10 protein-coding genes and 1 other RNA gene are annotated in these 13,346 nt (G+C 72.2%); 8 read left to right on the forward strand and 3 right to left on the reverse strand.

What is annotated here, in order from left to right; genetic code table 11:
- Positions 1-56 precede the first annotated feature (56 nt).
- The 3 genes from ABZ478_RS00150 to ssrA all read left to right on the forward strand — a co-directional run bounded on the left by ABZ478_RS00150 (position 57) and on the right by ssrA (position 2,294).
- Entirely contained in the window at positions 57-1,235 is a 1,179-nt protein-coding gene (locus ABZ478_RS00150) for a S41 family peptidase (protein ID WP_359544250.1), read from the forward strand.
- Positions 1,236-1,291: 56 nt separating this feature from the next.
- Entirely contained in the window at positions 1,292-1,771 is a 480-nt protein-coding gene (gene smpB / locus ABZ478_RS00155; RefSeq protein ID WP_359544251.1) for an SsrA-binding protein SmpB, read from the forward strand.
- A gap of 136 nt (positions 1,772-1,907) precedes the next feature.
- Positions 1,908-2,294, forward strand: a transfer-messenger RNA (tmRNA) gene (gene ssrA / locus ABZ478_RS00160).
- Between the two features lie 132 nt (positions 2,295-2,426).
- On the opposite strand, the gene ABZ478_RS00165 is transcribed toward ssrA, so the two are convergent.
- The 3 genes from ABZ478_RS00165 to ABZ478_RS00175 form a co-directional block, all read right to left on the reverse strand.
- A complete protein-coding gene (locus tag ABZ478_RS00165) occupies positions 2,427-3,698 on the reverse strand; it encodes an amidohydrolase (RefSeq protein ID WP_359544252.1) in 1,272 nt (423 codons plus the stop codon).
- 87 nt (positions 3,699-3,785) lie between these two features.
- Positions 3,786-4,454, reverse strand: coding sequence for a trimeric intracellular cation channel family protein (locus ABZ478_RS00170; protein ID WP_359544253.1), 669 nt, complete (start codon positions 4,452-4,454; stop codon positions 3,786-3,788).
- An 84-nt stretch (positions 4,455-4,538) separates the two neighbouring features.
- Positions 4,539-5,801 (reverse strand): MFS transporter, encoded by a 1,263-nt coding sequence (locus ABZ478_RS00175; RefSeq protein WP_359544254.1) that lies wholly within the window; start codon positions 5,799-5,801, stop codon positions 4,539-4,541.
- 97 nt (positions 5,802-5,898) lie between these two features.
- On the opposite strand from ABZ478_RS00175, the gene ABZ478_RS00180 reads away from it, so the two are divergent.
- From ABZ478_RS00180 to ABZ478_RS00200, 5 genes are all read left to right on the forward strand, one after another.
- Complete coding sequence (locus ABZ478_RS00180) at positions 5,899-6,867, forward strand: LysR family transcriptional regulator (RefSeq protein WP_359544255.1); 969 nt, start codon at positions 5,899-5,901, stop codon at positions 6,865-6,867.
- Between the two features lie 159 nt (positions 6,868-7,026).
- Positions 7,027-8,169 carry a hypothetical protein gene (locus ABZ478_RS00185; RefSeq protein ID WP_359544256.1) on the forward strand — a complete coding sequence of 381 codons (1,143 nt, stop codon included), beginning with the start codon at positions 7,027-7,029 and terminating at the stop codon, positions 8,167-8,169.
- Positions 8,170-8,185: 16 nt separating this feature from the next.
- The gene (locus ABZ478_RS00190; protein WP_359544257.1) at positions 8,186-10,363 is read left to right on the forward strand and encodes a glycosyltransferase; all 2,178 of its coding nucleotides are present in this window, start codon (positions 8,186-8,188) and stop codon (positions 10,361-10,363) included.
- 149 nt (positions 10,364-10,512) lie between these two features.
- On the forward strand, positions 10,513-11,730 hold the full coding sequence (locus ABZ478_RS00195; RefSeq protein WP_359544258.1) for an acyltransferase: 1,218 nt from the start codon (positions 10,513-10,515) through the stop codon (positions 11,728-11,730).
- A 171-nt stretch (positions 11,731-11,901) separates the two neighbouring features.
- Positions 11,902-13,272: a nitrate/nitrite transporter gene (locus tag ABZ478_RS00200; RefSeq protein ID WP_359544259.1), complete on the forward strand. Its 1,371-nt coding sequence runs from the start codon at positions 11,902-11,904 to the stop codon at positions 13,270-13,272.
- Positions 13,273-13,346: the final 74 nt, after the last annotated feature.

Here is a 13,346-nt window from a genome sequence, read left to right on the forward strand (position 1 = left end):
GGGCCGTACGGGCGTCCGTCCGTACGGCCCTTCGCCGTTGTCCTAGACTCACCGCCATGTCAGGCCGTGACCCGTTCTGTCAGCCCCGCCGCACCGGCCGTGGGGCCGCCCTGACATTGGTCTTCGCCTGCGCGCTGGTCGCGGGCGCCGCCACCGGCTCCTTCCCGGACACCGGCCAGGGCGCCCGGTCCGGCCCCAAGTCCGCCTCGGCTCCGGTGCCTTCGGCCACCCGTCACGAGGCCGTGCGGCGGGCCGCCGCCAAGGCGATGGCCGACGGCAAGTCGCCCATGGAGGCCGCCGAGCGGGCCGTCAGCCGCAGCGGGGACCGCTGGGGAGCCGTCTACTCCGAGGACGAGTACCAGGAGTTCCAGGAGGCCCTGGACGGCCAGTACACCGGTACCGGGCTGGGAGCGCGGGCCGAGCCGGACGGCCGGATCGAGGTGAGCCGGGTGCAGCCCGGCTCGCCCGCGGCAGGCGCCGGGATCCGCAAGGGGGACCGGCTGCGCAGCGTCGACGGCACGGACGTGGCCGGGCGGCCGGTCACCGACGTGGTCTCGTTACTCCGGGGCGACGCCGAGGACGCGGCCGCCGGTACGACCGTGACGCTCGGCCTCCAGCGCGGCACGCGCGCGTGGACCGAGCCCCTGCGCCGGGCCAGGCTGTCCACGGACCCGGTGACCGTCCACAAGCTGCCCGGCCGGATCACCGTCATCAAGGTCGCCGCCTTCACCAAGGGCTCCGGCGACTCCGTGCGCGCCGCCGTGCACCGCGCCCCGGCCGGCGCCGGCATCGTCCTCGACCTGCGGGGGAACTCCGGCGGGCTGGTCACCGAGTCCGTGGAGACCGCCTCCGCCTTCCTCGACGGCGGCCTGGTCGCCACCTACGACGTCGACGGCGCCCAGCGCGCCCTGCACGCCGACACCGGCGGCGACACCGACCGGCCCCTGGTCACCCTGGTCGACGGCGGCACGATGAGCGCGGCCGAGATGCTCACCGGTGCCTTGCAGGACCGGGGACGCGCGGTCGTGATCGGCACCCGCACCTTCGGCAAGGGCTCCGTCCAGATGCCCACCGGACTGCCCGACGGCTCGGTCGCCGAGCTGACCGTGGGCCACTACCGCACCCCGTCCGGCCGCGCGGTCGACGGCCGGGGCATCACCCCCGACCTGGATCCGGGGCCGCAGGCGCTGCGGCGGGCGGAGACGGTCCTGGGCGGCCTGGGCGACCCGTCGTAGCCCCCTTTAATGCACTTCCCCCGCACCCCCTCCATGGTGCGAAAATGGTCGGCACTATGGCTAAGGAAAAAGGGCGCAAGCTGATCGCGCAGAACAAGAAGGCGCGGCACGACTACCTCATCCTCGACACGTACGAGGCCGGTCTCGTGCTCATGGGCACCGAGGTGAAGTCGCTGCGCCAGGGGCGGGCCTCGCTGGTCGACGGCTTCGTGCAACTGGACGGTCACGAAGCGTGGCTGCACAACGTGCACGTGCCCGAGTACAGCCAGGGCACCTGGACCAACCACAGCGCCCGGCGCAAGCGGAAGCTGCTGCTGCACCGCGACGAGATCGACAAGCTCGAGGCGAAGTCCCAGGAGACGGGTCACACGATCGTGCCCCTCGCCCTGTACTTCAAGGACGGCCGCGCCAAGGTCGAGATCGCGCTGGCGAAGGGCAAGAAGGAGTACGACAAGCGCCAGACCCTGCGCGAGAAGCAGGACCGGCGCGAGACGGACCGCGCGATGTCGGCCGTGCGGCGCAAGCAGCGGGGCTAGTCACCGGACCGGCGCCACCGGCGGGAATAGGCTGGCACCGAACCGCGTTGGTCACGTACGATGGCAACGCACCCCACAGAGGGTGCGAGCCCCCTCTCCGGAGGGCCCTCCACGGAGGGGATTGAAAAATCAACATGGGGATGATCGGTTTCGACAGCGGCTGTCGAAGCAGGGGAAGCGTGTCGAGGAAGCGGCCATGATCTCGTAAACCACAGGCCGAAAACAATAATCGCCAACACCAAGCGCGATTCCTCCCACTTCGCCCTCGCTGCCTAATTAGCAGCTAGCGAAGCTCTCAAGGGAGTGTCAGCCCGGGCTTGTTCCCGTCCCGGATCCTGGCATCGACTAGGGGACTAAACCTTGATCCCGGTCACGGGGTGAAGAGGGAAATCAAACAGTGACTGAGCCCGTCGGCGACTTGTTCGCGTGATCGCCGGGGCCGAGAAAAGCGAAGCGAACTGCACACGGAGAAGCCCTGGTTCCGCACCGTTGGACGCGGGTTCGATTCCCGCCATCTCCACGAGACGGAGGTGGACCGTGCTCGCGACACGCGCGAGCTCGGTCCGTCTCGTCGGGACCTCCGGGGGCATGACCCCCGGACCCCCTCATCCCATGTGGGCACAGGTCCCGTCGCTCCCGAGCGGCGGGGCCTTTGTCATGCGGTCCGCCGGGCGAGCCGGGTCAGCGTGGCCGTGACCAGGGCCCGTACGCCCGTGTCCAGCGTCGGCTGGAGGACCGGCGCGAACCGGGAGCTGTGGTTGACCGGGATGTCCTGCGCCACCGTGCCGCGCCGCCGGGCGGCCTCGTAGGTGTCCGGGTCGACGCAGCCGAGGGCCCAGTAGGTGTACGGGACGCCGAACGCGTCCGGGACGCGGCTGAAGTCCTCGCTCGCGCTCTGCAGTTCGACCGTGCCCGCGTGGTCCCCGAAGACCTCGGTGAAGGCGGCGGCCACCTCACGGGTCACCGCCGTGTCGTTGACGGTCGGCGGGAAGCGGGTGCCCTCCTCGATCTCCGGCTCGCGGGTCGCTCCCGAGGCGGCGCACTCGGCCGTCACGATCCGCCGCACCGCCGCCAGGACGGACCGCCGGGTTCCCTCGTCGTAGGTGCGCGCGTTCAGCAGCAGTTCCGCCGACTCGGGGATCACGTTGCCGCTCGTGCCCGCCTGCACGGAGCCCACCGTGAGCACGGCGGGCCAGGTGGCGGCCAGCTCGCGCGAGACGATCGTCTGGAGCCGGACGACGATCATCGACGCCATCACCACCGGGTCGATCGCGGCCTGCGGCGCCGAGCCGTGGGCGCCCCTGCCGTGGACGGTGACGCGGATGTTGTCCGCCGCGGACAGGAAGGAACCGGCGCGGGTGCCGACCCGCCCCGCCGGATAGGGCAGCACATGCTGGGCGAACGCCACGTCCGGCCGCGGCACGAGTCCGGTGAGCCCGTCGGCGAGCATCCGGTCGGCGCCGTCACCGGGCTCCTCGGCCGGCTGGAACAGGGCCACCAGCGTTCCCCGCCACGCCCCGCGAGCGGACGCCAGCAGCCGGGCCGCGCCCAGCAGACAGGTGACGTGCATGTCATGTCCGCAGGCGTGCGCCACCGGCACCTCCCGGCCGGCCGCGTCCTTGCCGACGGCCTTGCTGGCGTACGGCAGGCCGGTCTCCTCGCGCACCGGCAGCGCGTCCATGTCGGCGCGCAGCAGCACCGTCGGCCCGTCCCCGTTGGCCAGCACGCCGACCACACCGGTGCCGCCGATCCCGTCGTGCACCTGGTACCCGCAGTTCCCGAGGCGCTCCGCCACCCGGGTCGCCGTCCGGTGTTCCTGGTGGCCGAGCTCCGGGTGGGCGTGCAGGTCCTCGTAGAAGCCCTCCAGCTCGGGCCGGATGTCACCGAGCCCGGCTACGACCTCGTCCACGCGTTCCCTGAGGCTCATGAGGTTGTGGTGCTCCCTGTTCTCCGGTGGGTGGTGCCCCCGCCCGTCCCGCAGTCCGTCCGTCGCCCGGCCCCTGGCCCGTCCGGGTCACGGGCCGCGGCCGCGTGCCGCCCCGGGCCGCCAGTCACGGCTGCCCGGCAGCCGCCAGCCCCGGGTCAGCGCGGCCAGCCGCAGTGAGACGCCCACCAGGATCCCGGCCAGGATGCCGAGGGTGGGCGCACCGAGCCGGTTGCACAGGACCATCACCCCGCTCACCAGCACGGCGACGGTCGCGTACAGGGGGGTGCCGCCGAAGATGGCGGGGGTACGGGCCAGCAGCAGGTCCCGGATGGCCCCGCCGCCGACCGCCGTGATCGTGCCCAGCAGCACGGCGGGCAGCCAGCCGAGTCCGACGGAGAGGGTCTTCTGCGCCCCGGCGATCGCCCAGACGCTGAGCGCCAGCGCGTCGAGCAGGTTGAAGGTCCAGCCGGAGGTGTGACGGCTCAGGTCGGCGACGAAGGCCAGCAGGGTCCCGGCGGTGGCGACGGTGAGATAGGTGTAGTCCGTCAGGGCGACGGGCGTCCCGTGCTGCAGCAGGGTGTCGCGGAGGATTCCGCCGCCGAGACCGGAGACGATGCCGATGACCAGGAAGCCGAAGAGGTCCAGCCGGCGGCTCCGCGCCAGCACCCCGCCGAGTGTCCCGTTCGCGAACACTCCGCTCAGGTCCAGCACCCGGGTCACCTCGGTCACGTTCTCCGGGGACAACCAGCCGGCCACGCATCAGCACCTCCCTCCCTCACCCTCACCGTCGCCCCGATCATCGAACCAGCCGGAGCGCGCACCCGCCCGGTGAGCGTCCGCCTACCGAGTCGCCGCGGCCTGCCCGGCCGTCCCCGTCCGCAGCCGCGACGAGCCGATCACCAGGGCCACGGCGGCCGCGACCGCCGGTACGGCGAAGCCGGTGGCCGGTGAGCCGTGCTCGGCCGCCCAGCCGCCGGCCGCCGAGCCGCAGGCGATGCCGGTGAGCAGTCCGGTGACGACGAGGCTCATGCCCTCGTTGAGCCGGTCGGCCGGGGTGCGGGCCTGCACCAGGGTCATCGCGGTCACCATCGTCGGCGCCGTCGCCATGCCCGCGACCAGCAGCGCACCCGCCAGGGCCACGAGGGAACCCGTGCCGGCGGCGGCCAGCCAGGGCAGGGTCATCAGGGCGGCCATCGCGAGCAGGCAGCGGGGGAGGCCGAGCCCGGCCGGTTTCAGGGCCCCGTACAGCAGACCGGCCGCGCACGAGCCCGCCGCCTGCAACGCGAGCACCAGACCGGCCGCCGCCCGGTGCCCCTGGGCGTCGGCGTACGCGATCGTGACGACCTCCATCGAGCCGAACACCGCGCCGGTCGCCACGAAGCAGGCCAGGAGTGCCGGAATCCCCGGGCTGCGCAGCGGCGACCGGGCCTTGGAGCGGGCCAGTGGCGGTGGCTCGGTCGCCCGCTGCGCGGTGAACAGCAGCATGCCGGCCAGCAGCAGTACGGCCCCGGCGAGCGTGCCCGCCTCCGGGAAGAACGTGCCGGTCAGAAAGGCGGCCAGCACCGGGCCCAGCATGAAGCACAGCTCGTCGGCGGCCTGCTCGAAGGAGTTCGCGGTATGCAGGGCGGCGGGGTCGTCGCGCAGCAGGTGGGCCCAGCGGGCGCGGGACAGGCCGCCGATGTTGGGAGTGGCGGCCGTGGCGGTGTAGGCGGCGAACAGGGTCCAGTCCGGGGCGCCGTAGCGCACGCACAGCAGCAGGGTGAGGCTGCCCAGCACGGCCGCGAGGGTGGCCGGTACGGCGACCCGGGCCTGGCCGTGCCGGTCGACGAGCCGCGCGATCCACGGCCCGGCCACCCCGGTCGCCGCGAGACCGACCGCGGTGACGGCGCCGGCGAGGGCGTACGAGCCCCGGGCCCCGGCGATCATCACGACCGCGCTCACGCTGAACATGCCCATGGGCAGCCGCGCGACGAGATTGCCCGCGGTGAAGGCGACCGTGCCGGGGTGGGAGAAGAGCCCCCGGTATCCGCGGAGCTGCCCCGTCTCCCGCTCTTCGCACTGCTCGTTCGGTATTCGGCTGTCTTCGGTGGTCTGTGGCGGCATGACTCAACGGTGGCCCGGAGTGGATCATCCGGTCCAACACCTTCTCGGTGCCGACTCACACGCCCGCGTTGTGAATCCGGGTTGTAGATTCGCCGCCATGCCCGCTCCCGCCGCCATAGAACCGCGCCTGCTGCGCGCCTTCGTCGCCGTCGCCGAGGAGCTGCACTTCACCCGGGCCGCGGCCCGTCTGTACGTGGCGCAGCAGGCGCTGAGCCGGGACGTACGGCGGCTGGAACGCGAGCTGGGCGCGGAGTTGTTCGTACGGACCACCCGTCAGGTGACGCTCACCGCGGACGGCGAGCGGCTGCTGCCGCACGCCCGGCGGGTGCTGGCCGCCCAGGACGACCTGCTCGCCGCCTTCGGCCAGGCCCGGCCGCTGCTGGTGGACCTCAATTCCGCCGGTCTGCTCACCGGCCGCCGGGTGCTGCACCGGGCCCGGGAACTCGCCCCCGACTGCGAGCTGATGGCCCGCTACGAGAGCGGTCTGACGGGGGCGGCGGCCGAGGTGCTCGCCGGCCGGCTGGACGTCTCCTTCGGGCGCTTCGCGGGCGTGGACCCGGCCCTGCGGTCGGGGCTCGAACAGCAGCCGGTGCGCTACGAGCCGATGGCCGTCGTCCTGCCCGACGGCCACCCCCTGGCCGCGCTGCCGGAGGTCCCGCTGGCGGCGCTGGCCGGGGAGACGGTGTACGCCGGGGCGGGGAACCCGCGCACCCGGGAGTGGACCGACCTCGCACTTCACCTCTTCGAGGGACGTGGCATCCGACTCGCTCCACCCCTTCCGCTGCCGGTCGGTGACGAGGAGTTCGAGCGCATCATGGCCAAGACCCGGAACGTGATCCTGGCCGTGGTGGACTTTCCGGCCATGCCCCGTTCGGTGCTGCGGCCGCTCGTCGATCCGGTTCCGCTCTCACCCGTCTCGCTGGTCTGGCGCAAAGGGCTGGTCCATCCCGGACTGACGGCGCTCCGCAGGGCCGCGAGTGACATCGCGCGGGCCGAAGGGTGGCTCCGGCGGCCCACCGACCGATGGATTCCAGCCGCGGATGATGATGTGATGAGCGCCCACTAGGTGGCACGTGGCGAACACACAACCTCCGCATGCGCTACATTCATGGCCCGAGCACGGTGTGGTAAAGGGGGCGCTCGGGCTGGGTGGGGGCCTGGTTCGAACGGCGGGTGCTCGGTGTCGATGCGCACCCGGAACTGTCCCGTGGGGGGATGTGCGCACGTGAAAGAGTGGCGAGAAGACGCCCAACCGGAGTGGCCCCAAGTCGCATCCGCGCCCTGGCAACACCCGGTACCGGGTCACACCCGGGCGTTCCCGGAGACAGGCGCCCTCCGGGGCGGCGGCCACGCCGATTCCAGCCTTCCGCACGGCGGTCACCCGGCCGGCACGGCGTTCCCGGAGACCGGTGACGTCCCCGGTGCCGGCGCCTTCCCGGCGACCGGGATACTCCGGGGCGGTCGAGCCGCCCGGACCGAGGCCGACGGGACGGCCGTACTCCCGCGGGCCCGCGACGACCGCGCGGCCGCGGACTTCCGCCGCGCCCCGGACCGCGGTGCGACTGCCGCCCCGGACCCCGAACAGACCACCGTGCTGCGCCGGGTGAGGGTCGGCGGCCACACCGGACCCGGCACCGCGGAGTCCCTCCGCGACCCCTGGGGCGAGCCCCTTCCCTCCATTCCCACCCAGCCCACCGCCTCCGACCCCACGCACGACCCGCACGAGGTGACGGTCCAGATGGAGGCCGTCCAGCTCGGCGACGGCCGGCTGACCGCGGCCCCGGGCACCACGCACGGCACCGGCCGCGAGACCGCCGACGGCCCCGTCTTCGTCGACGAGTCCGGCCGCCGCAGCCGTACCTTCCGCCGCCTCGGCGTGATCGTCGGCCTGGCCTGCGCCGGGTACGCCGTGGTCATCGTGGCGACGCTGTTCTCGGGCAGCTCGGACGCGCCATGGGTTCCGGTGCCCGGCCAGGACGAGAACGCGCCCGCCAGCCAGGTGGACTCCCCGCCGCTGCCCAGCGTTTCGGCGGATCCGGCGCCGGAGAGCGGTGGCCCCGCGGCCACCCCCGTCGTGTCCCCGACGGCGAGCGCCGGCACCGCACCGGGCGCCGGCTCGCTGTCGAGCTCCGCCCCGGGCACCTCGCGCACCTCCGCCGACGCGGCGCCGACGGCCGGCACGTCCGCCGGCGTCGTCGGCGGCACCAGGCACCCGTCCACCTCCCCGGCATCACCGGCCGGCTCGTCCCCGGACCCGTCCACCCCGGGCACCGGTGCCTCCCCCGGACCCTCACTTTCCCCCGCCGGTGGCACGGGACCCGAGGCCCACAGCGCCGTCGGCCCGACCGTCCCGCGTCCGCACCTCTGATCAGCGAAGCCGCCCCATGCCGTCACACTCCCGTCACCGCTCCGCCCCGCCCGCCAGGCGCAGATGGCTGCCCCTGCGCTATCTGCTGTCCGTCCTGGTCCTGATCGCCACGCTCGCGATGCTCATGCTGCGCGGGTACGTGCACAACGAGATCCTCGCGGACTTCCGCGTCCAGCCCGAGGCGGCCACCGGCAAGGTGCCCGAGGCGGTCCGCGAGGGCGGTCCGGTCATCGACACCCGGGGCGGCCGCACCGGCAGCCTGCGGGTGCCGGACCACCGCGTCGTCCTCACCTTCGACGACGGCCCGGACCCCACCTGGACGCCGAAGGTCCTCGACATCCTCGAGAAGCACCACGCGCACGCCGTCTTCTTCGTCACCGGCACCATGGCCTCCCGCTACCCGGACCTGGTCAAGCGCATGGTGGACGAGGGCCACGAGGTCGGCCTGCACACCTTCAACCACCCCGACCTGTCGTACCACTCCGAGCGGCGCATCGACTGGGAGCTGTCCCAGAGCCAGCTCGCGCTGGCCGGAGCGGCCGGCATCCACAGCTCCCTGTTCCGGCCGCCGTACTCCTCGTTCGCCGACGCCATGGACGACAAGTCCTGGCCGGTGACCGAGTACGTCGGCAGCCGGGGGTACCTCACCGTCCTCAACGACACCGACAGCGAGGACTGGCGCCGGCCCGGGGCCGACGAGATCATCCGCAGGGCGACACCCAAGGGCGGCAAGGGCGCCATCGTCCTGATGCACGACTCCGGCGGCGAGCGGCACCAGACGATCCAGGCGCTGGACCGGTTCCTGCCCCAACTGCAGTCACGGGGCTACCGGTTCCAGAGCCTCACGGAGGCACTGGACGCGCCGAGCGCCGACACCCCGGTCGCGGGCCTCGACCTCTGGAAGGGCAAGGCCTGGATATTCCTGGTGCAGGCGTCGGAGCGGGCCACCGGTGCCCTGGTCGTGGGGCTCGCGGTCATCGGCTCCCTCGTCCTCGCCCGTTTCGGCGGGATGCTGCTGCTGTCCGCGGTGCACGCCCGCCGCACCCGCCGGCGCGGGTTCCGCTGGGGTCCGCGACCCGTCACGGAACCCGTGTCCGTGCTGGTCCCGGCCTACAACGAGGCCAAGTGCATCGAGAACACCGTCCGTTCACTGATGCGCAGCGAGCACCCCATCGAGGTCCTCGTCATCGACGACGGCTCCACCGACGGCACGGCCCGCATCGTCGAGGGGCTGGGACTGCCCAACGTACGGGTGATCCGCCAGCTCAACGCGGGCAAGCCCGCCGCTCTCAACCGCGGTATGGCGAACGCCCGGTACGACCTGATCGTGATGATGGACGGCGACACCGTCTTCGAGCCGGCCACCGTGCGCGAGCTGGTGCAGCCCTTCGCCGACCCACGGGTCGGAGCGGTCGCCGGCAACGCCAAGGTCGGCAACAAGGACACCCTCATCGGCGCCTGGCAGCACATCGAGTACGTGATGGGCTTCAACCTCGACCGCCGCATGTACGACGTCCTGCGCTGCATGCCGACCATCCCGGGCGCGGTCGGAGCCTTCCGCCGCTCGGCCCTGGAACGGGTCGGCGGCATGAGCGACGACACCCTCGCCGAGGACACCGACATCACCATGGCGATGCACCGCGACGGCTGGCGCGTCGTGTACGCCGAGAAGGCCCGGGCCTGGACCGAGGCCCCGGAGTCCGTCCAGCAGCTGTGGTCCCAGCGCTACCGCTGGTCGTACGGCACCATGCAGGCGATCTGGAAGCACCGCCGTGCCGTCGTCGAACGCGGCCCGTCCGGACGCTTCGGCCGGGTCGGCCTGCCCCTGGTGTCCCTGTTCATGGTCGTGGCCCCGCTGCTGGCCCCGCTCATCGACATCTTCCTCATCTACGGCCTGGTCTTCGGGCCCACCGAGAAGACGGTCGCGGCCTGGTTCGGTGTCCTCGCCGTCCAGGCGGCCTGCGCGGCGTACGCCTTCTTCCTCGACCGCGAACCGCTGACGCCGCTGATCTCACTGCCCCTGCAGCAGATCCTGTACCGCCAGCTCATGTACGTGGTGCTGCTCCAGTCCTGGATCACGGCACTCACCGGCGGCCGCCTGCGCTGGCAGAAGCTCCGCCGCAAGGGCGGTGTGTCGGCTCCGCCGACCGGGTCCGTCACCGACCAGCGGGTGATGGACGGAAGGCCGGCCTGATGACGACGCCCTTCGACTCCGGACCGCGGCCTGGCGCCCGGCCGCCGGGATCCCCGTACGAGCCCTTCGCCACGGGGCCCTCCCGGGCCGCGGCCCCTCCGCTCGCTCCGTCGGCACCCTTCCCGACGACGACCCAGGAAGCCCAGCACGTGACCGTACCCACCCTCCCGTCCGGCACCGACGAGCCGACCCGGCCCGCCGAGCCCGAGCAGCGGCGGCGCGCCCCGGTGCGCGACCGGTACTTCGACCTGCTGCGCGCGATCGCGCTCTTCCGGGTGGTCTTCTACCACTTGATGGGCTGGGCCTGGCTGCCCGTGGTGTTCCCGTCCATGGGCGTGATGTTCGCCCTGGCGGGCAACCTCATGGCCCGCTCGCTCAAGCGCCCGGCGGTGCAGGTGGTCCGAAGCCGCCTGCGTCGTCTCCTGCCGCCCCTGTGGCTGCTCGGTGCCATCGGCGTGACCGGCATGGTGCTGCAGGGCTGGAGCCCGGGCGACGACGGGCACCCCGGCTGGTGGTGGCTGCACCTCGGCTTCTGGATCCTGCCGGTCAGCGACCCGCCCTACGCCGAGGGCCTGCGCGGCATCCACGGCATCCTCGGCGAGGACTGGGGAAGCGAGCTGGCCGGCCCGCTCTGGTACATCCGCGCCTACCTCTGGTACGTCCTGCTGTCCCCGTTCCTGCTGAAGGCGCTGAGAGCGCTGCCCTGGGCGACCGTCCTGTCGCCGATCGCCCTCTCCGCGGCCTTCGAGTTCGGCTACCTCAACCTGCCCGGTGAGCGCATCCCCTCGGCCCTCACGGACTTCAGCACCTTCGGCGCCTGCTGGATCCTGGGAATGGCGCACCAGGAAGGCGTCCTGAAGCGCATGCCCCGCTACGTCGTCCCGTCCGTGGCCCCGGCCATCGCGGTCCTGGGCCTCTGGTACGCCCTGACGCACGGCTTCAAGGAGGGGCACGACCTGGACGACATCCCGTTCGCGCAGTCCCTCTGGTCCTTCGCCACCGTGCTGCTGCTCCTCCACCTGAGTCCTTCCTGGACGGAATGGCCCCGCTGGCTGCGCCCCTTCGACCGGCTGATCACCCTGCTCAACTCCAGAGCCGTGACGATCTACCTCTGGCACAACCTCTGCATCCTCGTCGCCGCCACCCTGTGGGACCAGCTCTGGCAGTTCGACGTGATGTACCTGCACTTCTCCTGGCTGCTGGAGAGCCCCTGGCCGGTCCTCGCGATCACCTGGATGTTCATCGCGAGCTGCATCGTCTGGTTCGGCTGGGTGGAGGACATCGCCGCCAAGCGCAGACCACGCCTGTGGCCGGACGGCTCGGCACCCGGACGCCGGCAGCTCCGCGCCGGAGCGCACCGGGCCTGATCGGTTTCCGGGCCCCGGCGCCGGCCGGTGCGACCTCTCACCCCGCCTCCCCGCGGGGTGAGAGCGAAGTTCCCTGCCGGTCACCCACAGCCACAGCCAGGAAACGCGCCCTCCCTACCGTCGGGACTCATCACCGCGAACCACCGAGTCCCGGAGCACCGTGGAGGCGTCATGTCAGGTCCGGCCCCAATCCGTCGCAGCGGTCGCTGGATCGAGCGCTGGGATCCCGAGGACGAGGCGTTCTGGCGGTCGACCGGGGAAAAGGTCGCCCGGCGGAACCTGTGGTTCTCCGTGCTGTGCGAGCACATCGGGTTCTCGGTCTGGACCCTGTGGTCCGTGCTCGTGCTCTTCATGGGGCCCGAGTACGGGCTCACCCCCGCCGACAAGTTCCTGCTGACCTCCATGGTCACGCTGGTCGGCGCGGTCGTGCGGGTGCCGTACACGTTCGCCGTCGCCGTCTTCGGCGGACGGAACTGGACGATCATCTCGGCGAGCCTCCTGCTCGTCCCGACGATCGCCGCGTTCGCGGTGATGGAGCCGGGGACCTCCTTCTCCACCTTCCTGCTGACGGGGCTGCTGGCCGGCATCGGCGGCGGCAACTTCGCCTCCTCCATGACCAACATCAACGCCTTCTTCCCGCTGCGGAAGAAGGGGTGGGCGCTCGGGCTGAACGCCGGGGGCGGGAACATCGGCGTGCCGGTCATCCAGCTCATCGCCCTCGCGATCATCGGGGCGAGCGGCGGGCCGCGGGTGCTGCTCGGGATCTACATCCCGCTGATCGTCCTCGCCGCCGTCCTCGCCGCGCTGTTCATGGACAACCTCGCCTCGGTGAAGAACGACACCGGCGCCGCCAGGGACGCGGCGAAGGACGGCCACACCTGGATCATGGCCTTCCTGTACATCGGCACCTTCGGCTCGTTCATCGGCTACAGCTTCGCCTTCGGGCAGGTGCTGACCAACCAGTTCGGGCGCACCCCGCTGCAGGCCGCGTACCTCACCTTCATCGGCCCGCTGCTCGGCTCCCTGATCAGGCCGGTAGGGGGCTGGCTCGCCGACCGGTACGGCGGGGCGCGGATCACCCTGTGGAACTACGTCGGCATGGCCGCCGCCACCGCCGTGCTGATCGTGGCGAGCATGGCGAAGTCGTCGGCTCTGTTCGTGTCGGTCTTCGTGGTGCTGTTCGTGCTCAGCGGGCTCGGCAACGGGTCGACATACAAGATGATCCCCGGGATCTTCCAGGCCAAGGCCCTCGCCAAGGGGCTCACGGGCGAGGCGGCGGCCGCCCACGGACGGCGGCTGTCCGGGGCCTCCATGGGGCTCATCGGGGCCGTCGGCGCGCTCGGCGGTGTCGGCATCAACCTCGCCTTCCGCCAGTCCTTCCTGTCCTACGGCTCCGGCACCGGCGCCTTCGTCGCCTTCCTCGTCTTCTACGGCGCCTGCTTCGCGGTGACCTGGGCCGTATACCTTCGCGGTTCGGCCACCTGGGTCGCACCGACCACAGCCACCGAGACGAAGCCGCAGCTCAGCTACGCCAAGGTGTGACGTAACACCGCGGACATCGAGCCGAACCGAGCCTGTCACGCACCGTTGGCAGGCTCGTTCGGCATGCGGGCCAG

Origin of the sequence: Streptomyces sp. NPDC005706 (assembly GCF_040631045.1) — a bacterium.
Classification (GTDB): domain Bacteria; phylum Actinomycetota; class Actinomycetes; order Streptomycetales; family Streptomycetaceae; genus Streptomyces.

Bases quoted from the DNA above. Each gene is read 5' to 3' on its own strand.
- ABZ478_RS00150 (WP_359544250.1), top strand. From the start codon at position 57: ATGTCAGGCCGTGACCCGTTCTGTCAGCCCCGCCGCACCGGCCGTGGG.
- smpB (WP_359544251.1), top strand. From the start codon at position 1,292: ATGGCTAAGGAAAAAGGGCGCAAGCTGATCGCGCAGAACAAGAAGGCG.
- ABZ478_RS00165 (WP_359544252.1), bottom strand. From the start codon at position 3,698: ATGAGCCTCAGGGAACGCGTGGACGAGGTCGTAGCCGGGCTCGGTGAC.
- ABZ478_RS00175 (WP_359544254.1), bottom strand. From the start codon at position 5,801: ATGCCGCCACAGACCACCGAAGACAGCCGAATACCGAACGAGCAGTGC.
- ABZ478_RS00180 (WP_359544255.1), top strand. From the start codon at position 5,899: ATGCCCGCTCCCGCCGCCATAGAACCGCGCCTGCTGCGCGCCTTCGTC.
- ABZ478_RS00190 (WP_359544257.1), top strand. From the start codon at position 8,186: ATGCCGTCACACTCCCGTCACCGCTCCGCCCCGCCCGCCAGGCGCAGA.
- ABZ478_RS00200 (WP_359544259.1), top strand. From the start codon at position 11,902: ATGTCAGGTCCGGCCCCAATCCGTCGCAGCGGTCGCTGGATCGAGCGC.